The 22,307-nt window shown below is 44.8% G+C and carries 16 protein-coding genes; 13 read left to right on the top strand and 3 right to left on the bottom strand.

Features of this window, described 5'->3' with window-relative positions:
- Nucleotides 1-180 precede the first annotated feature (180 nt).
- From kdpB to IM496_RS12295, 11 genes are all read left to right on the top strand, one after another.
- Nucleotides 181-2,340, top strand: coding sequence for a potassium-transporting ATPase subunit KdpB (gene kdpB, locus IM496_RS12345; RefSeq protein ID WP_287662063.1), 2,160 nt, complete (start codon nucleotides 181-183; stop codon nucleotides 2,338-2,340).
- Nucleotides 2,340-3,557, top strand: a complete 1,218-nt coding sequence (locus tag IM496_RS12340; protein WP_287662062.1) for a DNA cytosine methyltransferase — start codon at nucleotides 2,340-2,342, stop codon at nucleotides 3,555-3,557. Before kdpB ends, IM496_RS12340 begins: the two co-directional genes overlap by 1 nt.
- Nucleotides 3,558-3,597: 40 nt before the next feature.
- Entirely contained in the window at nucleotides 3,598-3,804 is a 207-nt protein-coding gene (locus IM496_RS12335) for a potassium-transporting ATPase subunit F (RefSeq protein WP_071839504.1), read from the top strand.
- Between the two features lie 2 nt (nucleotides 3,805-3,806).
- Nucleotides 3,807-4,451 (top strand): K(+)-transporting ATPase subunit C, encoded by a 645-nt coding sequence (gene kdpC / locus IM496_RS12330; RefSeq protein ID WP_194016686.1) that lies wholly within the window; start codon nucleotides 3,807-3,809, stop codon nucleotides 4,449-4,451.
- A 474-nt stretch (nucleotides 4,452-4,925) separates the two neighbouring features.
- Nucleotides 4,926-6,977 (top strand): M3 family metallopeptidase, encoded by a 2,052-nt coding sequence (locus tag IM496_RS12325; protein ID WP_287662061.1) that lies wholly within the window; start codon nucleotides 4,926-4,928, stop codon nucleotides 6,975-6,977.
- 152 nt (nucleotides 6,978-7,129) lie between these two features.
- Nucleotides 7,130-7,351: a hypothetical protein gene (locus IM496_RS12320; protein ID WP_008205031.1), complete on the top strand. Its 222-nt coding sequence runs from the start codon at nucleotides 7,130-7,132 to the stop codon at nucleotides 7,349-7,351.
- Nucleotides 7,348-7,629, top strand: coding sequence for a type II toxin-antitoxin system RelE/ParE family toxin (locus IM496_RS12315; protein ID WP_104396992.1), 282 nt, complete (start codon nucleotides 7,348-7,350; stop codon nucleotides 7,627-7,629). Before IM496_RS12320 ends, IM496_RS12315 begins: the two co-directional genes overlap by 4 nt.
- A gap of 388 nt (nucleotides 7,630-8,017) precedes the next feature.
- Nucleotides 8,018-10,324, top strand: coding sequence for a sensor histidine kinase (locus IM496_RS12310; protein ID WP_287662060.1), 2,307 nt, complete (start codon nucleotides 8,018-8,020; stop codon nucleotides 10,322-10,324).
- Nucleotides 10,263-10,709: a response regulator gene (locus tag IM496_RS12305; protein ID WP_123230141.1), complete on the top strand. Its 447-nt coding sequence runs from the start codon at nucleotides 10,263-10,265 to the stop codon at nucleotides 10,707-10,709. Before IM496_RS12310 ends, IM496_RS12305 begins: the two co-directional genes overlap by 62 nt.
- A gap of 198 nt (nucleotides 10,710-10,907) precedes the next feature.
- Nucleotides 10,908-12,083 carry a hybrid sensor histidine kinase/response regulator gene (locus IM496_RS12300; RefSeq protein WP_287662059.1) on the top strand — a complete coding sequence of 392 codons (1,176 nt, stop codon included), beginning with the start codon at nucleotides 10,908-10,910 and terminating at the stop codon, nucleotides 12,081-12,083.
- Between the two features lie 512 nt (nucleotides 12,084-12,595).
- A complete protein-coding gene (locus IM496_RS12295; RefSeq protein WP_194018443.1) occupies nucleotides 12,596-13,405 on the top strand; it encodes an SDR family NAD(P)-dependent oxidoreductase in 810 nt (269 codons plus the stop codon).
- A gap of 280 nt (nucleotides 13,406-13,685) precedes the next feature.
- Here IM496_RS12295 and IM496_RS12290 read toward each other — a convergent pair whose 3' ends face one another.
- From IM496_RS12290 to IM496_RS12280, 3 genes are all read right to left on the bottom strand, one after another.
- A complete protein-coding gene (locus IM496_RS12290) occupies nucleotides 13,686-14,552 on the bottom strand; it encodes a 6-pyruvoyl trahydropterin synthase family protein (protein WP_194016374.1) in 867 nt (288 codons plus the stop codon).
- A gap of 627 nt (nucleotides 14,553-15,179) precedes the next feature.
- On the bottom strand, nucleotides 15,180-16,604 hold the full coding sequence (locus IM496_RS12285; protein ID WP_287662058.1) for an ammonium transporter: 1,425 nt from the start codon (nucleotides 16,602-16,604) through the stop codon (nucleotides 15,180-15,182).
- 175 nt (nucleotides 16,605-16,779) lie between these two features.
- A complete protein-coding gene (locus tag IM496_RS12280; RefSeq protein ID WP_287662057.1) occupies nucleotides 16,780-18,216 on the bottom strand; it encodes an ammonium transporter in 1,437 nt (478 codons plus the stop codon).
- 424 nt (nucleotides 18,217-18,640) lie between these two features.
- Between IM496_RS12280 and ribD the strand changes: the two genes are divergently transcribed.
- Nucleotides 18,641-19,738, top strand: a complete 1,098-nt coding sequence (gene ribD / locus IM496_RS12275; RefSeq protein ID WP_287662056.1) for a bifunctional diaminohydroxyphosphoribosylaminopyrimidine deaminase/5-amino-6-(5-phosphoribosylamino)uracil reductase RibD — start codon at nucleotides 18,641-18,643, stop codon at nucleotides 19,736-19,738.
- 259 nt (nucleotides 19,739-19,997) lie between these two features.
- A complete protein-coding gene (gene htpG / locus IM496_RS12270) occupies nucleotides 19,998-21,971 on the top strand; it encodes a molecular chaperone HtpG (RefSeq protein WP_287662064.1) in 1,974 nt (657 codons plus the stop codon).
- The last annotated feature ends 336 nt before the right edge of the window (nucleotides 21,972-22,307 follow it).

The raw sequence follows: 22,307 nt of genomic DNA, 5'->3' as shown, positions 1-22,307 counted from the left end.
GTGGGGTGTGGGGTGTGGGGTTTTACCAGTTTTGAGGTGGCCAATTACCTAATTTTCAGGGAAAAAGTGCCTAAATTTCCCCCCGATCACTCCCATATCCAGTACTTTTTGATTGACAAAAGGTCTAAAAGTCTTACCCAACAAGGTTTTTAGATTTATTCAACCAGCCCTAGATAATTTATGAGAACGAACAGAGGAAATTCTAAGTCCCCCCGCCCGTTGCGAGTGCCGAGAGGTCGCCGGGACGACCGCCGCCACACCCCCAAGGTCAACCGGACAGGTCTCTATCAAAGCGCGATCCGGCAGTCCTTCCTCAAACTCGACCCGCGCATCGCCGTGCGTAACCCTGTCCTATTCGTGGTCTGGTTGGGAACAATCGTCACAGCCCTGGTGACGATCGACCCGCATCTATTCGGCACGATCGCCGGGGAGAGGGGACAACAACGGCTACTTAACGGCATCATCACCCTGATCCTCTTCTTGACGGTGCTGTTTGCCAACTTCGCCGAGGCGATCGCCGAGGGACGGGGAAAAGCCCAGGCCGATGCCCTGCGCTCCACCCGCAGCGACACGATCGCCAGGAAAATCCTTGCCGACGGCTCGATCGAGTCGGTCAGTTCCACGGCCTTGCGTCGGGGCGATCGGGTAAAACTGGTGGCCGGGGACGTGATTCCCGCCGACGGGGAAGTGATCGAGGGAATCGGTTCGGTGGATGAATCGGCGATCACCGGAGAATCGGCCCCCGTCCTCAAACAACCCGGCACCGACATCGCCAGTTCCGTCACCGGTGGTACGCGGCTTCTCTCGGACGAGTTGACGGTACGGATCACTCAAGATCCTGGCCAGGGTTTTATCGATCGCATGATCTCCCTTGTGGAAGGGGCCGAGCGCACGAAAACCCCCAACGAGATCGCGCTGACGGTACTTCTGGCCGTGTTAACCCAAGTCTTTTTAATTGTCGTGGCCACGATTCCCTCGATCGGGAACTATATCGCCAGTTTCCTGGAAACGAGCCTCGGGCCGGCGGTCGCGGATACCTTTCGGGCCGGTTCCAGTATCGCCATCTTGATCTCCCTCCTCGTCGCCCTCATTCCCACGACGATCGGCGGTTTACTGAGCGCGATCGGTATCGCCGGGATGGATCGTGTGGCTCAGTTTAACGTCATTGCCACCTCCGGGCGTGCGGTGGAAGCCTGCGGCGACGTCAATACCCTCCTTCTCGACAAAACGGGAACGATCACTCTCGGAAACCGACTGGCTGACGAATTTATCCCCGTGAACGGTCATAACCTCGAGGAATTAGCCCGCATCTGTCTAGCGGCCAGCCTTTTCGACGAAACCCCGGAAGGACGCTCGATCGTTGCCTTAGCCCGGAATTTGGGCGCGAACCTCCCCATCGATGGCCAACCCGGCGAGGGAATCCCATTCTCGGCTCGTACCCGCATGAGCGGCACCGATAGGGACGGCGAGGAATACCGCAAGGGGGCCGTAGAAGCGATTAAAGGTTTCGTCCGTTCCCGCGGTGGTTCTGTTCCCGCCAGCCTCGATCAGGCACAGGAAAGGGTTTCCCGTTTGGGGGGGACTCCCCTGGCCGTCTGTCGGGGTAACGATATCTACGGGGTTATTTATCTCAAAGACATGGTGAAACCTGGATTAAAAGAGCGTTTTGACCAATTACGGCGCATGGGTGTCAGAACGATCATGCTCACCGGCGACAACCAGATCACGGCGGCGGTGATCGCGGCGGAGGCGGGGGTGGATGATTTTATCGCCGAGGCCACCCCGGAAGATAAGATCGAGGTGATCCGTCGCGAGCAAGCCAAGGGCAAGTTAGTTGCCATGACGGGGGACGGCACTAACGACGCACCGGCACTGGCCCAGGCTAATGTCGGTGTGGCGATGAACTCTGGAACCCAAGCGGCAAAGGAGGCGGCTAATATGGTGGATCTCGATTCCGACCCGACCAAGCTGATCGATTTAGTGACCATCGGCAAACAGTTACTCATTACCCGCGGCGCCCTGACCACGTTTTCGGTAGCCAACGATATCGCCAAGTATTTCGCCATTATCCCGACGATTTTCGCCGCCGCGGGGATCGGTGCTTTAAATATCATGGGTTTGAAAAGCGCTCAATCGGCGATCGTCTCGGCCCTGATCTACAATGCCCTGATTATCCCCGTTTTGATTCCCCTAGCACTTAAAGGCGTTCAATTTCGCCCGCTCACTGCTGACCAACTATTGCGGCGCAATATCCTCATCTACGGGGTGGGAGGCGTGATCGCGCCGTTTATTGCTATTAAGATTATTGATGAGATAATTTCAGCGATCGGGTTGAGGTAATGGGAAAATCGGCAATATTTAAGCCTAGTTTATTCGGATTGAAGCACTCGAATCGGGATTTTACCCAAAAAGAAACATGGGGTAAAAATCAATTTAATTCCTCATTTCCAGCTTCTTTGTGCGCTTACTTGGATGGGAAAGGACTGAAAAATGTATATCTGAAACTTGATGAAAATTTAAAAATTCAACCTGCGGAGTTAAGTACAAAAGAGTTATACGGTCTAGCTCCCGATTCAGATAATTTATTTTACGCTTTCGCGAGTCAATTTAGAGGAGGGAGCAAAATGATCACAATCGATTTATTTGCTGGTTGTGGTGGTTTATCTTTAGGTTTTCAGAAAGCGGGGTTTACTATTGTGGCTGCATTTGATAATTGGATACCTGCTATAGATGTCTATAGAAATAACTTTAGTCATCCGATATTTAATGTCGATTTATCTAGAGAATCTAATCAAGAAATATTTGCTCAATATAATCCTGAGATTATTGTCGGCAGCCCTCCTTGTCAAGACTTTTCCAGTGCGGGTAAGAGAGACGAGGGTTTAGGACGAGCGAATCTAACGCTCACATTCGCTGAAATTGTAACTAGAGTAAGTCCCCAATGGTTTGTTATGGAAAATGTGGATAGAATTGAGAAAAGTAAAATACTCATTCAAGCAAAACAAATTTTTAAAAGTCATGGTTATGGTTTAACTGGAAAAGTTATTAATTCTTGTTACTGCGGAGTTCCTCAAACTAGAAAAAGATATTTTCTGATCGGTAAAATGAACGAAGAAGATAATTTTTTAATCGATGAGATCAATGAAAATCTATCAAGTCAACCTCTGACTGTATTTGACTATATGGGCAAAGAATTAGATATAGAATACTATTATAGACATCCTAGAAGCTATCAAAGAAGGGCGATATTCAGTATTTATGAACCTAGCCCTACTATTCGAGGAGTAAATCGACCAGTTCCCAAAACCTATCGACAACATCCCGGGGATGCTTGTCATCTTAAGGAAAAATTAAGACCGCTAACAACGAGGGAGCGAAGCTATATTCAAACTTTTCCTAAAGACTTTATTTTTACAGGAACAAAATCTAATCTAGAACAAATGATTGGCAATGCTGTTCCTATTAATTTGGCTAGATATGTAGGCCAATGTATTCTTAACTATGAATTGAAAAAGGGGAAAAAGACAACCTATCGACAACTACAGCTATTTTCTTGATTGACTGGCAAAAACAAATCTCCAAAAAACTCTAATTCTTATGAAAGCATCCCTTAGAAAAAACCGATTTTTCTGGTATATTTTCTTAAATTTTTGTCTAACAATTCTTTTCTCCTCCATCGTTCAAGCTTCTACGGGAAGTGCTATAAATAGGGGGCAAGCCTTCGCATTAACCCTTTTAGGATTAGTCGCCTTTGCTTTATTTATCTATCTGTTCCTCGTCATCTTTGTACCGGAGAGGTTTTAATCATGAGTTTTGCACGCGAGGCCGGTAGAGCCATCCGTTCTACCCTAGTTCTCTGGGTAATTACCGCCCTGATCTATCCTTTCTCGATGATCGCCGTCGGTCAAATTCTTTTTCCCTGGCAAGCGAACGGGAGTTTGATCACCAATAATCAAGGTCAAGTGGTGGGTTCGGCTCTAATTGGGCAACCTTTCACCAGCGATCGCTATTTTAATAGTCGTCCGAGTACCACCAACTACAGTACGGCCGATCCGAAAAACGATCCTAACAAGATCTTGCAAACCGGAATTTCGGGAGCGAGTAACCTAGCTCCCAGTAACCCCGCATTAATCGATCGCATTAAAGGAAAACCCGATCCCGATCCGGCAAAAGCTATACAGGGGGAGATTCCCCGATTAGAGAAAGCGGCAATTAAACCCACCGCAGCTCTGGTGTACACCTCCGGTTCTGGTCTTGATCCCCATATCACCCCGGAGGCCGCCAGAGCGCAGATCGAGCGGGTGGCGCAGGTGCGGGGATTACCGACGAATCAGGTAGAGATCCTGATTATCAAAAACACCGATAATCGCTTTCTCGGCATCTTCGGCGAACCGGGGGTTAACGTGCTGAAACTGAATCTGGCTCTAGACGCGATCGCCAATACCCGATAGGGTTTCTGATACTAAATCCGTTGAGCATAGGCTACTTATGAGGAGAGGCAAAAGGCAAAAGGCAAAAGGCAAAAGGCAATAGGCAAAAGGCAAGAGGCAAGAGGCAAAAGGGGGAATAAATAATCAGTTTCTAATAACAGGATTTAGTATGATATTTGAGTAAGCCAGACAGGAGCCAGAAAAAGATATTTACCAGAAAAGTCATGCTCAAGCTAGAGGTTTAAAGACTGATCAGGTTCCAATTATTTTTATTAATAAATATTTTACACAATTCATACCGGGTAAGCAAGAGGGCTACAGCACTACTACCGAATCATTACCGGGGTTTTAGGGTTTTGGGGTTTTGGGATTTTAGTTCAATTTCCCCACACCCCACTGAAAAAGCTCCAGCGCTCGATCGCCCGGATAGATGGTAGGGGATTTAGGTTAGGGTAGTAAAAGATACAGATTACTCACCCTTGCAGACCAAAAATTATGACGAATACCAGTAACCCGCTGCTTGCCGGTCAAGGATTACCGGCTTTTGACCAAATCCAACCCGGCCTGATTGTCCCTGGCATGACGCAACTTTTGCAGGAACTGGCCGGAGAATTAACCGATCTAGAAGCGCAGATTGCCCCCACCTGGGAAAAATTAGTCAAACCCCTCACTTGGATCGAAGAACGTTTAAGCTGGAGTTGGGGGATTATCGGTCATCTGATGGGGGTAAAAAATAGCCCAGAATTGCGTCAAGCCTACGAAACTGTACAACCGCAGGTAGTCGAGTTTATTAGCCGTTTAAGCCAAAGTAAACCCATTTATGAGGCATTTTTGTCCCTGCGCCAAGGAGAAAGCTGGGGGCAATTAGACGAGACACAACAGCGCATTGTCGAAGCTTCCCTGCGGGATGCTCAATTGGCCGGGGTGGGATTAGTAGGGGAGAAAAAAGACAGATTTAACGCGATTCAACTGGAATTAGCCGAAATCACCACGAAATTTTCTAATAACATCCTCGATGCCACCAAAGCTTTTCAACTGAAACTAACAACCCCAGAAGATATCGCCGGTTTGCCCCCTAGTCTCCTCAGTTTAGCCGCCCAAACCACCCGGGGCCAAGGAGAAACTAACGCCAGCACCGAAACTGGCCCCTGGGTGATTACCCTCGATTTTCCCAGTTATTTCCCCTTTATGAAGTACAGCGATAATCGGGAATTGCGCGAAAAACTCTATAAAGCCTACGTTAGTCGGGCTGATCTGGGAGAATTGGATAATAATCCCTTAATCGATCGCATTTTGCAACTGCGTCAGGAACAGGCCCATCTACTAGGTTATAGTACCTACGCCGAGGTCAGTCTTGCCAGGAAAATGGCCAATTCTGTGGATGAAATCGAGAAATTGCTTGACAATTTGCGCCAAGTCAGCTATGAAGCGGCAAAACAGGATTTAGAGGCCTTAAAAACTTTTGCGGGAACCGACGATCTCAAGCATTGGGATATAGCCTATTGGTCAGAAAAACAGCGTCAGGCCAAGTTTAACTTTAGTGCCGAGGAATTACGCCCCTATTTCCCCCTACCACGGGTTTTAGAAGGCATATTTAGCCTCGCTAAACGGATTTTTGGGGTAGAAATTATCGCTGCCGACGGTCAAGCACCTATCTGGCATCCCGATGTGCGTTATTTCCAGATTAACGACGAAAATGGCGAAAAAATCGCCTATTTCTACCTCGATGCCTACAGTCGTCCCGCCGAAAAACGCGGCGGCGCTTGGATGGATGTCTGTATCGGTCGGGCCAAAACCGGCACCGAGGTGCGTTTACCTGTGGCTTATTTAATCTGCAATCAAACGCCTCCAGTGGACGGAAACCCCAGTTTAATGACCTTTGAGGAGGTAACTACCCTATTTCACGAATTTGGCCACGGTTTACAGCATATGTTAACCACTGTGGACTATTCCGGCGCGGCGGGTATTAATAACGTTGAGTGGGACGCAGTGGAATTGCCCAGTCAATTTATGGAAAATTGGTGTTATGATCGCCCTACTTTAATGAGTATGGCCAAACACTACGAAACGGGTGAAACTCTCCCCGAACATTACTACCAAAAACTGCTTCTAGCTAAGAATTATATGAGCGGTTCGGCTATGCTGCGTCAGTTACATTTGTCTTTAGTAGATTTGGAATTACACCATCGTTATCAACCCAATGGCAGCGAAACTCCTAAACAAGTCAGACAGCGTTTAGCGGCGACGACGACGATCATTCCTCCCCTGCCGGAAGATGCTTTCTTGTGTTCTTTTGGACATATTTTCGCCGGCGGTTATGCGGCGGGTTACTATAGTTATAAATGGGCAGAAGTCCTCAGTGCCGATGCTTTTGCCGCTTTCGAGGAAGTGGGATTAGATAACGAAGAAGCAGTGAAAGCGATCGGTCGTCGTTTTCGTGATACTGTTTTAGCTATGGGGGGAAGTTCCCATCCTATGAATGTTTTTAAAGCTTTCCGCGGTCGCGAACCTAGTACCGAACCTCTCCTCCGTTATAGCGGCTTATAAAAGTAGCCAAAAACTTTTTTTTGTGGTGCGTTACGGCAATATTTAGCTCTTGATTTTTTCCCTAAAAACAAGGGATTGCCTAACGCACCCTACCTGACTATATTGTGATAACATATCAGGAAAAAAAAGTTAACTAACAGGAGGAAACTGCAATGAGTATCGCATTTTTTCAAGATCTGATCGAATCGGTAGAGAGTCTATCCATTGAAGACCAAGATTATTTGTTTGAGCTAATTCGTAAAAGACGCATTGAGAAACGCCGGGAGGAGATGGCTAAAAATGGCGAAGAAACCTTAAAATCTTTAGCAATGGGAACAGCAAAAAAAGGCAGTGCTGAAGAGATAATGGCTTATTTGTTAGAGGATGAAGAATGAAATTAGTTGCTGACAAAAGCTTTAAAAGAGCTTTTCAACGCTTAATCAGCAAAAATCCTCAACTACAAAGCAAGGTATCAGAGGTTCTACATTTGTTAGAAGATAATCCCTTTACCCCTTCTTTAAAATCTCATAAGCTGACAGGTAAATTAGAAGCTTATTGGTCATGTTCTGTTAGTTACGATTGCGGTATTATTTTTACTTTTCGTCAAGATACTGATTCAGGAGAAACTTTAATTGTTATAGTTGATATTGGAAAACACGATCAAGTTTACTAATTTATCTCTTGAATTTGTTCTTGCTTATCAATTGTATAATTACAGTACGATATCGCCTACTTTTCTAGGGTGCGTTCCTGGAAATTTTTGGGTCTGAAACCCCTTAACTACTGTATATTTTTATTAAGAATTATCCTTCCTTTGTAACATTAACTCTTAATTCTTAACAAATTACCATAGATTCTCAGAGAAAAACTGATTATAATAAAGGGAACTGAACAGAACTGCTCGATCGATAGATAACTGATTAATTAAAGTTTTATTACTTTTGATGGCCTAGTATTAAGAGAAGTAAATTTATTCTCGATCGCCCCCTGAAAGTGAGAAGAAATAGTTTTAATAAACAAAGAGTTTTCAACTTGGCAAAAATCCTCTGGGGGCAATACACATGGAAGTTCTAACCGAGACAATTAACCCAACTTCGATCGAACGGGAACCGATCCATCTCTATAACCGAATTCAATCGCACGGGGTGCTTTTAGTTCTCAGCGAACCGGAGCTAAAAGTCAGCCAAACTAGCAGTAATAGCCGCAGTTTATTGGGTATTTCTCCGGGGGAAATTATCGGTAAAACCCTAGAGGAAATCTTCGATCCCTTTCAGATCGATCCTCTGAAATCAGCCATAGAAAATAAGGATTTTGATGCTATCAATCCCTCCAAAATTTGGGCGCGGGTTAAAGGGGATGATTTTGCCGTCTTTGATGCTATTTTCCACCGCAACGCCGAACAAATGCTGATTTTAGAGTTAGAACCAGCTATTTCCTATGAAAACATTCCTTTCCTGAGATTCTATCACCTAGCCAAAACTTCGATCGATAAACTTGAAGCAACCCGTAGCCTGAAAGATTTCTGTAATATCATCGTTAAAGAAGTCAGAAAAATGACAGGATTTGATCGAGTTATGTTATACAAATTCGACGAAGAAGATAACGGTGATGTGATAGCAGAAGACAAAATAGAGCAACTAGAACCCTATCTCGGTTTACGTTATCCCGCTTCCGATATCCCTCTCCCGGCACGAAATTTATTAAGTGCTAATTGGATTCGACAGATTCCCGATGCTACCTCTGAACCCGTCGATCTAGTGCCTAGTCTTCACCCCGAAACCCAACAACCCTTAAATTTAACCCTGTCCAGTCTTAGAAGTGCTTCTTCCTGTCATTTAGAATATCTGCATAACATGGGAGTGGGAGCATCTCTAACCATTTCTCTGATTGAAAATAAACGTCTCTGGGGGATTATTGCCTGTCATCACCGCACCCCTAAATATGTACCCTACGAACTGCGTAAAGCTTGTGAGTTCTTAGGAAGAGTGATTTTTTCGGAAATATCGGCACGGGAAGAAACCGAGGATTATGACTATCGAGTAAAATTAAGCTTTGTGCAATCGCAATTAATCGATTATATGGCGGAAGCTAATAACTTTATTGATGGATTAATTGCCCATAAACCGAATCTGCTCGATCTAACTAAAGCCACGGGAGCCGCTATTTGCTTAGGTGGTAACTATACCTTAATTGGAGTAACACCGAGCGAAGAAGAACTAAACTATCTGATTACTTGGCTAGAAAAAAACGTCCATGAAGATGTTTACTATACCAATTCCTTACCGCGAATTTATGCCGATGCGGGTAAGTTTAAAGACATTGCCAGTGGTTTACTAGCAATTCCCATTTCTAAACGTAATTATCTCCTCTGGTTTCGTCCGGAAGTAATTCAAACCGTGAACTGGGGTGGTGATCCGGGTAAAGCGATCGAAACGACTGCCATAGATGGTAATATTCGTCTCTGTCCGCGTAAATCTTTCTCCCTCTGGAAAGAAACCGTTCGCCTCAAATCTTTACCCTGGAAAGCGGTAGAAATTAACGCCGCACTAGAATTACGAAAAGCGATCGTCAATATCATCTTAAAACAAGCCGATGAATTGGCCCGTTTGGCGCGGGATTTGGAACTATCAAACGCCGAATTAAAAAAATTCGCCTACGTCGCTTCCCACGATTTACAGGAACCCCTCAATCAAGTCGCCAACTATGTGCAGTTGCTAGAAATGCGCTACACCGAAGAACTGGACGAAGATGCTAAAGAATTTATTACTTTTGCCGTCGAAGGTGTCAGCTTGATGCAAACATTAATAGATGATGTGCTGGCTTACTCAAAAGTGGATATGCAGGCGGTAGAGTTTAATACCATCGATGCTAATCTGGCACTGGAAAAAGCTCTCGCTAACCTGAAAGGGAGAATTCAAGAAAGTCAAGCTATGATCACCGTCGATCCTTTGCCAATTGTCATGGCAGATAAAACCCAGTTAATGCAATTGTTCCAAAATCTCATCGGTAATGCCATTAAATTCCGAGGAAAAGCGACTCCCACTATTCATATTGCTGCTCAACGTCAAGAGGAGGAATGGCTGTTCTCTGTCACCGATAATGGAATCGGTATCGATCCCCGATTTTCCGAACGCATTTTCGTGATTTTCCAACGACTACACACCCGCGACGAGTACCCTGGCACAGGCATGGGTTTAGCGATTTGTAAGAAAATTATCGAGTGTCATCGCGGACGAATTTGGGTAGAATCCCAATTAGGTAAAGGAGCGGTTTTCTATTTTACAATTCCCCTAGGAGGTGACGAGCGTGAGCGCTGGCGAGGACGTGCCACACAAAATTATCTTATTAGTGGAGGACAGCAAAGCTGATATTCGCCTCATCCAAGAGGCATTAAAAACTAGCACCGTCCCGCACGAATTAGTTATCGTTAGGGATGGTGTCAACGCTATGGATTATCTGCGTCGAGAAGGGGAGTATATCGATTCTCCTCGTCCTAATCTGATTCTTCTCGATCTGAATTTACCAAGAAAAGACGGACGGGAGGTATTAGCGGAAATCAAAAACGATCCCAGTTTAAAAAGAATTCCTGTGGTGGTTTTAACCACTTCTCGCAACGAGGAGGATATTTTTTATAGCTATGAACTGCACGTTAATTGTTATATAACCAAGTCACGCAATCTCAACGATTTGTTCAAAATTGTCAAAAATATCGAGGCTTTTTGGTTAGAAACCGCTACTTTACCCAGTGAGTGAATCATGATCAGTTATCAGTTATCAGTTATCAGTTATCAGGAGGCAGGAGGCAGGAGGCAGGAGGCAGGAGGCAGGAGGCAGCTTTATTCTCCCCACACCCTACACCCCACGCCCTACACCCTACACCCCACGCCCTACACCCCACACCCCACACCCCACTTCCTAACTTCCCAAATCTCTTTAACTCTTGATTAAAAAATGGGACTCTCGCAGGATATAAAAGTTCTTTTAATCGAGGATAATTTAGCCGAAGCTCGATTATTAAAGGAAATTCTTAAGGGTAATGAAAAAAAAGAATTTCATCTGGTTAATGTGTCAAGATTATCCGAGGCTATTTCCCTGTTACAACAAACAAATTTTGATGTAATTTTATTAGATCTAACTTTACCAGATAGTCAGGGTTTGCAATCCTTAGCTCCCCTTTTGATTACGGCTCCGAAATTGCCGATCGTGGTTTTAACTAATACTAATGATGATAATTTAGCTTTGGCAGCACTGCGTCAGGGAGCGCAGGATTATTTAATTAAAAGAGAAGTAAGTTTAGAAATTTTAACTCGATCGCTATGTTATGCGATCGAGCGAAAACAGATGGAGGAAGCTTTACGAGAATCGAACGAAGCTTTAAAAATGAGCGTGATTGAACGCACTAATCAACTGGAAAAAGCTCAGGAATTAAATCAGTTAAAAACTGAATTTGTTTCCATGTTATCCCACGATTTTCGCAATCCTTTAAATAAAATTTTACTCTCGGCTGGATTATTAGAAGAAAGTCGCGATCGGTTGACAAAAGATCAGCAAGTTAGCTATTTTCGCATGATTCGATCGGCCATTAAAGACATGGATCAATTGCTCACAGAAGTGTTATTAATTGGTAGGGCTGATTCTGGGAGATTATACTGTCAATTTGATCTGGTGGATTTGCTCGATTATTGTCAGAAATTGGTAGAATCTTTTATTGTTAAGCCAGAAAAACAATCAGCAATTATTTTCCAAATTGAGGGGAGCTTAGAAAGAGGACTTTGGGATATTAATTTAATTAAACATATCTTGACAAATTTACTGGGAAATGCTATAAAATATTCACCCCAAGGCAACCCCGTAGAATTTAAGATTATTGTCGAATCCGAGCAGGTAGTCTTTAAAATTATCGATCAAGGAATTGGTATTCCCAGCAAAGATCAAGAACATTTATTTAAACCTTTTTATCGCGGTAGCAATGTCGATAATATTCAAGGAACAGGATTAGGATTAGCCATTGTCGGACGCTGTGTGGAAGCGCACAAAGGAGAAATTTACCTGGAAAGTGAGGAGGGAAAAGGCACAAAGATCACGGTGATTCTACCGATTATTACCGACATTGAACACCTAAATTGAGATCAACAATAGGGTGGCTCCACAATTTTTTTCCCGCTGCCCCCCTCTCCCCACTTCCCCACTTCCCCACTTCCCTACTCTCTCCTCTCCCCACTTCCCCACTTCCCCACTTCCCCACTTCCCTACTCCCTTCTCCCCTTCCATCGGATTGATACTAAATCCAGTTATTAAAAACTGATTATCTATTCCCCCTTTTGCCTCTTGCCTCTTGCCTTTTGACTATCCTGATATGTTACCTATACTTAACGGATTTAGTATGAGGATCACCCTGAGCGTTCATCCGATCGAGTGATTTTCCAGAAAAGTGTTAAAAAAGATTGCTGTTTGTAAAGACAACTGTTACCGTGGGTTCAAGAGTGCGCTTTGAAGGAGGAAAAATCCCATGCACCCTAACCTATCCATCTATCCCCCGATTGCTTCGCTACTTATGTAGGGCATAGATGCACAAATCAAAGATTTCAGAAGCAAAACCAATAAATTCCCGTACTGTTGCTTAAAACAGGAGTTTGATCATGAAATTACAGGGAAAAACAGCCCTAGTCACGGGGGCATCCCGGGGTATCGGACGTGCGATCGCCTTAGAATTAGCCCGACAAGGTTTAAGCAGAATTGTGATTGTTGCCAGAGATCAAGAGCGATTAGACAAACTAGCCAAAGAAATTGAGTCTCTAGGGGTCATTGCCACACCTTTAGCCCTAGATTTAACCGAAAATGACCTTGTTAGTCCTTCAATTATCCGCGTTTGGCAAGAATGCCGTGGCATTGATATCCTCGTTAACTGTGCCGGTATTGCCCATCAAACCCCCTTTCTACGCTCGCAATTTTCGCAAGTGCAAGCAGAAATATCTTTAAATCTGATGGCCATGTACACAGTTACTCGCTTAATTGCCCGCCGGATGGCAATTAGGGGACAGGGAACCATCGTCAATGTTTCCAGCATGATGGGTAAAATTGCCGCTCCTAGCTTCTCTACCTACTCGGCCACCAAATTTGCCATTTTGGGTTTTAGTCAAGCTCTCAGGTCGGAATTACGGGAACACAACATCAAAGTTGTCACCCTCTTACCCTCTTTAACCGATACGGATATGGTGCGAGAATTGCAGTTATTTCGATGGTTAAAACCGATGAGCGCCGAAGAAGTCGCCCAAACCCTAATTACTGGGTTAAATAGGGAAAAAACAGAAATTGTCGTCGGTTGGCAAAGTCATCTAGCTCTTTGGTGCCAAAAATTTGCCCCGAAACTGCTCGAGAAAATTGTCGATTTAGCCTCTCCCTTGCGCCAAGGCAAAGGAAAGCGAGGATGGCGAGAAGTGTTTAACTAGGGTTTAATTAGGGTCTGGTGAAAAAGTTTTTCCTGGTGGCAGGGTGTGGGGTGTGGGGTGTGGGGTGTGGGGTTTTACTCATTTTCATGTGGTCAATTACCTAATTTTCAGGAAAAAAGTCCCGGAATTTTCCCCCCAATCACTCAAAAGGTCGGCACTTTTTGAGGCAAAAAAAGTCTAAAAGCGTTATCCAACAAGGTTTTTAGATTTATTCAGCAAACCCTAATTAAATCCATCAGGGTGAGCGTAGCTCACCCTAATCACCTTAACCAACAGGCAATTAAACGGCTGTCAGAGTTTTTTCTAGAAGTTGTCGGGGAGCTTGAACCGAACCACGACAGTGGATTTCCGCAGAATTATTGGGACTTTCAATCAGTTTAACTTTATCTAATTGGGCCCCTAATTGGCGGATCGGTTCCTCTAATAGTTGAGCGATATGTAGGGCAATATTTTCGGCGGTGGGAACCACTTCGGCAAAGTAGGGAATATCCTTATTTAAAAAAGTATGATCGAAGGGTTCTACTACCAATTCATCGATCGCTTTTTGTAAATCCCCTAGATCCACAATCATACCGGTGCGGGGATCGATTTCTCCCGCCACGGATACTTCTAGGTGATAATTATGGCCATGACCGTTTACCCTGGCGCATTTGCCGTAGATTTCCGAGTTTTGTTCGAGGGTTAATTGCGGTAAAGCCAAACGATGAGCGGCACTAAAATGGGTTTTGACGGTTAAAGTTGCTTCCATATCTTTTCCTTGATATTCTGCCCACAATTCGGGGTGTTCAAATAGTTGAATTTTGACCAATGGTAAATAGGGTGCTAATCTTTGCCAGATAACTCTAGCGATATTTTCTGTGGTGGGTAGGGTTTGCTGAAATTCCGGCCAGACTTGATTGAGATAGGAGTAGTCTAATTGACTGGTTATCTCTCGTTTAATTACCTGTTTCACGGTGGAGAGATTTTCCACCATGCCATAAAGATTGAGTTCTTTGTATAGGGAGACGTATAATTCGTAATTGTGACCATGACCGGGAAAACGGCTACCAAGACCAAAAAGTCTTTGATTTTCGGCTTCGTCCCATTCTGGCAGATAATAGCGATGGCTGGCTGAAAACCGCGCTCGACGATTGATGATGCAATCCATAAATGTGGGCGATCGATGACTTTGTAAAGTTACGTTAAGGTAACTCTTTCTAGCATAAACCAGTTTTGTCTCCTCCTGCTTGCAGATCGGGGAAAGTTAAGCTGTACTGAATTTAAACTGCCTATGGAAAATTTTAGTACAAATGCTCGAACTGCTTCTCCCTGCTCCCTAGGGTCGTTTCATTCTCTCAAATCCTTATCTGGCAACGTTTTTAGTCGATTTCTCCGAAATACATAGCTGAAAATTTGTCCAAACGTCGTGTTTTGTGGGTTGATTCATGAATCAACCTACTATGAGAGCCAAGGCGTTGCTGATTTGAGATATGATACTAAATCCGTTGAGTATAGGTAACATATTAGGATAGGCAAAAGGCAAGAGGCAAGAGGGGGAATAAATAATCAGTTTTTAATAACTGGATTTAGTATGAATCTTCTCTTGCGGGATTTTTAAAACCTGGACCCAAACTAACTTTTGGACACGATGCACAGTTGGCATTCATACCTTGATTCAGCAACCACCACAACCCCCAGTGACAGAGACAAGACGACCAAAAACGGAATTGTTAAAGCCAGTTTCACAGAGACGAAATTTCGCCTCTGTTAGCCGCACCAATAGCCGATTGAATCCCTAATAATTTTCTTGCGGATTTGTGGTGGGAGGATTTTCTTCGTAGGAAAAGCTGCTACCAAACTCGAATTCCTGTCCGTAGGCTTCCTCTCCGTGTTGAGGCACATCTAACCCTTCTGCTTCCGTATTCGGTTTAACCCGCAGATCCATAAATAAACCAAGAACTTTCAGAATCACAAAAGTACCGACGGCAGCAAAGATATAAGTAGCGGCAACGCCAACAAATTGCGTCCACAGTAACCCCGGATTCCCAAAAAATAAACCATCATTTCCGGCTGAATTAACCGATTTTGTGGCAAAAAGCCCCGTAAGCAGCGCCCCTATTGTCCCACCCACACCATGGACGGGATAGGTATCCAAAGAATCATCAAAGCGCAATTTTGCCCGCAGACTAACCGCAAAAAAACAACTAAGGGCAGTGATCGAACCAATGAGAATCGCCCCAATCGGCAATACATAGCCGGCAGCTGGAGTAATACCGACTAATCCCCCCAAAAATCCACTAGCAATGCCGATCGCCGTCGGTTTACCCCGTAAAATCCATTCTATAAGCATCCATGTCAAACCACCAGCCGAAGCTGCGATACTGGTATTAACAAAAGCTGTCGTGGCTAGGGAACTAGAGGAAAGCGCACTACCACCATTAAAACCAAACCAACCGAACCAGAGTAAACCGATACCTAGGAGAACAAAAGGGACATTATGGGGTGCATAGGTTTGGGTGCCAAAACTGCGACGCGGACCGATCACCCAAGCGGCCACCAGTGCGGAAATCCCAGAACTAATGTGAACAACGGTTCCACCGGCGAAATCCAGCGCCCCAGTGGCTGCCAACCAACCCTTACCCCAAACCCAGTGAGCTAGGGGAGAATAGATAAAGGTGGACCAAAGCAGTAAAAACCAAAAATAGGCTTTAAAGTTAACCCGTTCCACGATCGCACCCGAAATTAAAGCCGGGGTGATGATGGCGAACATCATCTGATAGACCATAAACACTTGATGGGGAACGGTGGGTGCATAACCGATATTGTCAGGTGCGGCGGCGGTGACACCGTTGAGAAAAATCCAATCCAGTCCCCCGATAAAAGCTTCAATTCCCTCGCCAAAACCACTTTTACCCGGGGTGACATCAAAAGCAAGACTATAACCCCAAAGCACCCAAGTTACACCAATTACGCCCATGGCCACCAAACTCATCATCATGGTGTTGAGGACGTTACGCGAACGTACTAAACCCCCATAAAAAAAAGCCAGTCCGGGGGTCATTAATAAAACTAAGGCCGACGAGATCAGCATCCAAGCGGTATCTCCAGCACTAATCGGATTGGGGGGAGCGGCGGCGATGGTTTCCGCAAAAACCGGGGCAACTCCGAAATTGAATCCCAGTCCCAGCAAAAGTATGGTTATTCCTACGATCTTTTTCATTGACGGTTGGTGCCTAGTAGCAAGATTAATTTTTTCTGTCCGGAAAGAGACAAAAAACCGAAAGAGAAAAGGTTTAGAAGGTAATTGTAGCCACCGATCGCATCGGGGCGAGGCCTTCTTCCTTTTCTCTTTAACTTTGTCGGGGGTAAATTAATCTATCTTTACACGGTTTACCCTAACGATTGCTAGGCGTTTCCATGTCAACACTGGAAGCATAATGGCCACCGGTAACGATATCGGACTCCTTGACGAAACCGCTATAGGCTTCCATTCCGTGTTCACCCACATCCAAACCTTCCATTTCTTCTTCGGGAGTAACACGAATACCGAGGGTAGCCTTGAGGATTGTCCAAACAATACCGCTGACAATCAGGGTAAATGCCCCTACTGCCACAATCCCGATAATTTGGTTAATAAACAGTTGGAATTGACCGGTGATTAAACCGGCATCTTTGTTGAAGATACCGACGGCTAAAGTTCCAAACACACCACAGACGAGGTGAACGGAAGTCGCACCCACCGGGTCATCAATTTTCAGGTTATCGAAGAAAGCCACCGAGTAAACCACGACTACACCGGCAATTAAACCGATGATTGCCGCCGACCAATAGGATACACCATCACAACCGGCAGTAACGGCTACTAAACCGGCCAGAATACCGTTAATAATCATCGAAAGGTCGGGTTTACCATCTTTCGCCCAAGCGGTAAAGGTAGCGGCAATGCCGCCCGCAGCCCCGGCGAGGTTAGTGGTGACAGCGATATAGGGTACAGTTTCATTAACCGCTAAAGTAGAACCGGGGTTAAAACCAAACCAGCCAATCCAGAGAATTAAACAACCCAAGGTCGCAATACTCATGTTATGACCGGGTAAGGCATTGGTGCGACCGTTGATATATTTACCCATTCTCGGGCCGAGAATTGCCGCCCCGGTTAAGGCAGACCAACCACCCACCGAGTGAACCACCGTCGAACCGGCGAAGTCTTTAAAACCAAGGTCAGCTAACCAACCGCCACCCCAAACCCAGTGACCGGTGATCGGGTACATGATACCAACGATAATTAAGCTAAAAACGAGGAAATCGGTGAATTTAATCCGTTCTGCCACCGCCCCAGATACAATGGTTGCCGCCGTTCCCGCGAAAGCGACTTGGAACAGGAAGAATACTGAGGTGGGCAAGGAGGCAGGCATAACGTAGGTGGCGGGATCGCTACTGCTGAGAAACCAACCTCCCGTACCGAAAAACTCGTTACTGACAGACCCGAACATCAGGGAGAAGCCGATCGCCCAAAATGACATGGTGGAGAGGGCGAAAACGATCAGGTTTTTGGCCAGAACGTTAACGGCGTTTTTCTGGCGACAGAATCCCGTTTCTAGCATCGCAAAACCCGCGTTCATGAAGATCACGAGGATGGCGGCAATTAAAACCCAGATTGTATTGAGGGCGTTTTGGACATCTTCGGGGGTTAGGGGTTTCGCATCTTGGGCCTGTACGGCCGTGTTCCAAACCACAAAAATAATCGCAGACAAGGGAACACAGGCTAACCAGACAGGGTTAATTTTCGGTAATAAACCGACAAGTTCCCCAGATTTTCGAGCAATTCGTTTCATCGTTAATTCGTTTACTTTGTTGAGTTAGTAGGTCGATTCATTACTTTTGAAAATAATTACCGAGCAATTATGTCCGTTCAACCGCTAAATCCTAGGAACAGAGGTCAATCATTTCAGAAGACCAAACACCTAGGAATTTATCTTGATGTGTGAGTAGTCAACGTTTTTCGATCTTTGTTTTTTTGATTTGAGATTTCTGTATCCTCTGATACGTTTCACTTTAAAATAATAATAGTAGAGAAGTGATCAGCTTTTTAGCTATCGGTCGTCGGTCGTCAGGAGATTATTTTTATTTATTCTCCCAACTCTGGCGCTGCCATCTGCCCATCTGCCAATTGATAATTCATAATCTATAATTCCCACTGATCACTGATTACTGTTTACTGATCACTGAAAACTCTCCCCTCCTTTGGAGAAATAAACCATGGCCCAAGCAACGGAATTCGATCGCACAATGATGCAAAGATGTCTAACCCTTGCTAGGCAAGCCTTGGGGCGGACTTCTCCTAATCCTTTGGTGGGTTCTGTGATCGTTCAAGAGGGTACAATTATCGGCGAAGGTTTTCACCCAGGGGCCGGACAACCCCATGCAGAAGTTTTCGCCCTGAGACAGGCAGCAGAAAAAGCACGTGGTGCCACTTTATACGTCAATCTCGAACCCTGTAACCACTATGGACGTACTCCCCCCTGTAGCGAGGCAATTGTGCAAGCAGGCATTAAAAAAGTGGTGGTGGGGATGATCGATCCTAATCCCCTGGTGGCGGGGAAAGGCATTCAAAGACTAGAATCGGCAGGCATCGAGACGCTGGTGGGAGTGGAGGAGTCCGAATGTCGTCAACTCAATCAGGGTTTTATCCATCGCATCACCGCTAAAAAACCCTTCGGTATCCTCAAATATGCCATGACTCTCGATGGCAAAATTGCCGCCACTAGCGGTCATAGCGCCTGGATTACTAGCCCCGCTTCTCGCCAAATAGTCCATCAATTGCGATCGGCCTGTGATGCGATTATCGTCGGCGGTAGCACTGTCCGTCAAGATAATCCCCACCTCACCACTCACGGCCTCTCTGATCATAATCCCCTGCGCGTGGTCATGACTCGATCGCTCGATTTACCACCCTCGGCCCATCTTTGGGATACCAGTCAATTTCCCACGCTTGTCTATACACAAATTGATTCTAATGTCAAGCTTCAGCAACAATTATTAACAAAAGGCGTGGAAGTGATCGAACTCACCGAGGTGACACCCACTTTAGTGATGGAAAATCTCTATCAGAGAGGATTTTGTCAGGTTTTGTGGGAGTGCGGCGGCGGTTTAAGTGCAGCCGCAATCGCTGAGGGCATGGTACAAAAAATTATCGCTTTTATTGCGCCCAAAATCATCGGGGGAATTAATGCACCCACTGCTGTGGGTGATTTAGGTTTCCAGTTAATGAGCGAAGCTTTACAGTTAGAAAATGTCACGGTTAATTATCTCAATCCCGATATTTTGATTGAGGGATATCTGCAAAGTGACCAGTAGAGCTACTGCAACTCCCCCTCAATCGGCAAATCTCAACCAACCGCTTGTAAAAGTCAAAAAGTCATCAATAACCCCGATAATCTGGCACTTACCCCTGATTTTTGCGAGCGAGTTCTAGAAATCGCCCCGCTGCCGTTAAATGCCTTTATCGGTACGGTTATCCCCCTAGAAGAAGTTGGGCAATCGCTCTGTGATCAATGGTGCCATTATCGAGCAGAATAAAAAAGTTAGAATAGTCAAACCCTTAGTGATTGAACGTATGACGGTACTCGAAAAAGGTAATATCACGATTCATACCGAGAATATCTTCCCTATTATCAAAAAATCTCTCTACACTGACCATGAAATTTTTCTGCGGGAATTGATATCTAATAGTGTTGATGCCATCTCGAAATTAAAAATGGCTTCTTTAGCAGGAGAAGCGAGAGGAGAAGTCCCCGAACCAGAAATTAATCTCGCCATCGATAAAGAAAATCGTACCCTATCAATTACCGATAATGGTATCGGGATGACGGCGGAAGAAATCAAGAAATATATTAACCAGGTTGCCTTTTCCAGTGCGGAAGAATTTATCAATAAATACCAAAAATCAGCCAACGATTTAATCGGTCATTTTGGCCTAGGTTTTTATTCGGCTTTTATGGTGGCTAAAAAGGTAGAGATTGATACTCTTTCCTATCAGGAAGGTGCTACCCCTGTCCATTGGTGCTGTGATGGTTCTCCAGAATTTGAATTAACCGATTCTTCCCGCAGCCAAATCGGCACCACTATCACCCTAACTTTAATGGATGAGGAAGGGGAATATTTAGAACCTGCCCGCATTCGCCAGTTAGTCAAAACCTACTCAGATTTTATGCTCGTTCCCATTAAAATTGATGGGGAAGTGATTAATCAACAACGGGCTTTATGGAAAGAATCTTCTCAAAATCTGACGAAAGAAGACTACCTAGAATTCTATCGTTATCTCTATCCTTTCCAAGAAGAACCTTTACTCTGGGTACATCTGAATACCGATTATCCTTTCTTGCTCAATGGCATTCTTTATTTTCCCAAACTCAGACCGGATGTGGATGTCTCAAAAGGACAATTAAAGTTATTCTGTAATCAGGTTTTTGTCAGCGATCATTGCGAGGAAATTATTCCCGATTTCCTGATACCCTTGCGAGGAGTTATCGATAGTCCAGATATTCCTTTAAATGTGTCTCGAAGTGCTTTAACCAAAGATCGCACCGTTCGCCGTATTGCCGATTTTATTGCCAAAAAAATTGCTGATCGTCTCAAATCTCTATACAACGAAGACGCAAAAGAATATATTCGTTGTTGGGGAGATGTGGGAACCTTTATTAAATTTGGTTCCTTGAAAGAGGATAAATTTAAACAGCAGGTAGAAGATATTTTAATCTATCGCACTACCTACAAACCCCCAGAAACCCCAGTACAAGTGGCAGTGCAAACCGCCGAAGGTGACGCATGGCAAGAAGCAACGGCGAAAACTCCCCTAGAAGCGATCGAACAGGAAGGTTATACTACTCTCAAAGCCTACCTAGAACGCCATAAAGAACGCCACGAAAATCGAGTTTTTTACTGTACCGATCCTCGTAGCCAATCCACCTACGTTGAACTCTACAAAAATCAAGGGTTAGAGATCCTCTTCTTTGATTCTTTCATCGATACTAATTACTTTATTCCTTTCCTAGAAAGAGAATATTCTGATGTGAAATTCACCCGGGTTGATTCTGAATTAGACTCGACGCTGCTCGAACAGGATCAAGCTAGTGAAATTATCGATCCCGGTAGTAATAAAACCCGGGCTGAATTGATCAAAGAAATCTTCGCCAAAGCCCTCGATAATTCCCGCATCAATATCAAAACTGAAGCCTTGAAATCCGATGATCCCCAGGGTACTCCCCCGGCAATTGTCTTACTTCCAGAAGCGATGCGACGCTTACAGGAAATGACGGCAATGATGCAACAAAAAGCCATGGCTTTCCCCGAAGAACATATTCTGATGATTAATACTAATCATCCCCTAATTCAACAGATTGTCCAGATTAGTCAGGGAAGTATTGTTACTGGTAGCGGCGAATCTCCATCGGCGCAATTAGCGAAAATGCTCTGTCAGCACGTTTATGATTTAGCTTTAATCGCTCAAAAAGGATTTGATGCCGAGGGAATGCAAGCTTTTGTGGAACGTTCCAATCGCGTTCTGACTAAGCTAACCGAAAAGATTTAATCTATTGCAAAACTTTGGCTTTTTCGATATGCTGAGAGTGTGTTAATTCACACTCTATTTTTTTAACAAGATAAATTAGCTCTCTTGACATCATGGTGTAAAGTATTCGTAAATTTTACATTTTGGGCGCAAGCATTGCGCCCCTACATTACCCCGTATTAGTTTTTCTGTAGGGGCGTAGGGCGTACGCCCTCCCTTAGCCTGCATTATTCACCAACTGGCAAAAACCTGATTGTGAGGACATCTCAAAAAACAGACTGTTTTTCAGCCAGATCGCTAGATGAACTTCTTGCCAAGGCTTTCGAGGATTTTCCAAAGTCTTCATGAATAATGCAG

Source organism: Microcystis sp. M049S2, assembly GCF_020245625.1.
In the GTDB taxonomy this organism is placed as follows: domain Bacteria; phylum Cyanobacteriota; class Cyanobacteriia; order Cyanobacteriales; family Microcystaceae; genus Microcystis; species Microcystis ichthyoblabe_A.
The sequence above is the reverse complement of the archived record's forward strand: the minus strand, read 5'-3'. Positions and strand labels throughout refer to the sequence as shown.

Excerpts from the sequence above, each read along its gene's own strand:
- IM496_RS12340 (WP_287662062.1), top strand. The coding sequence starts at position 2,340 with ATGGGAAAATCGGCAATATTTAAGCCTAGTTTATTCGGATTGAAGCAC.
- IM496_RS12310 (WP_287662060.1), top strand. The coding sequence starts at position 8,018 with ATGGAAGTTCTAACCGAGACAATTAACCCAACTTCGATCGAACGGGAA.
- kdpB (WP_287662063.1), top strand. The coding sequence starts at position 181 with ATGAGAACGAACAGAGGAAATTCTAAGTCCCCCCGCCCGTTGCGAGTG.
- kdpC (WP_194016686.1), top strand. The coding sequence starts at position 3,807 with ATGAGTTTTGCACGCGAGGCCGGTAGAGCCATCCGTTCTACCCTAGTT.
- ribD (WP_287662056.1), top strand. The coding sequence starts at position 18,641 with ATGGCCCAAGCAACGGAATTCGATCGCACAATGATGCAAAGATGTCTA.
- IM496_RS12335 (WP_071839504.1), top strand. The coding sequence starts at position 3,598 with ATGAAAGCATCCCTTAGAAAAAACCGATTTTTCTGGTATATTTTCTTA.
- htpG (WP_287662064.1), top strand. The coding sequence starts at position 19,998 with ATGACGGTACTCGAAAAAGGTAATATCACGATTCATACCGAGAATATC.
- IM496_RS12315 (WP_104396992.1), top strand. The coding sequence starts at position 7,348 with ATGAAATTAGTTGCTGACAAAAGCTTTAAAAGAGCTTTTCAACGCTTA.
- IM496_RS12300 (WP_287662059.1), top strand. The coding sequence starts at position 10,908 with ATGGGACTCTCGCAGGATATAAAAGTTCTTTTAATCGAGGATAATTTA.
- IM496_RS12295 (WP_194018443.1), top strand. The coding sequence starts at position 12,596 with ATGAAATTACAGGGAAAAACAGCCCTAGTCACGGGGGCATCCCGGGGT.
- IM496_RS12285 (WP_287662058.1), bottom strand. The coding sequence starts at position 16,604 with ATGAAAAAGATCGTAGGAATAACCATACTTTTGCTGGGACTGGGATTC.
- IM496_RS12320 (WP_008205031.1), top strand. The coding sequence starts at position 7,130 with ATGAGTATCGCATTTTTTCAAGATCTGATCGAATCGGTAGAGAGTCTA.
- IM496_RS12280 (WP_287662057.1), bottom strand. The coding sequence starts at position 18,216 with ATGAAACGAATTGCTCGAAAATCTGGGGAACTTGTCGGTTTATTACCG.
- IM496_RS12325 (WP_287662061.1), top strand. The coding sequence starts at position 4,926 with ATGACGAATACCAGTAACCCGCTGCTTGCCGGTCAAGGATTACCGGCT.
- IM496_RS12290 (WP_194016374.1), bottom strand. The coding sequence starts at position 14,552 with ATGGATTGCATCATCAATCGTCGAGCGCGGTTTTCAGCCAGCCATCGC.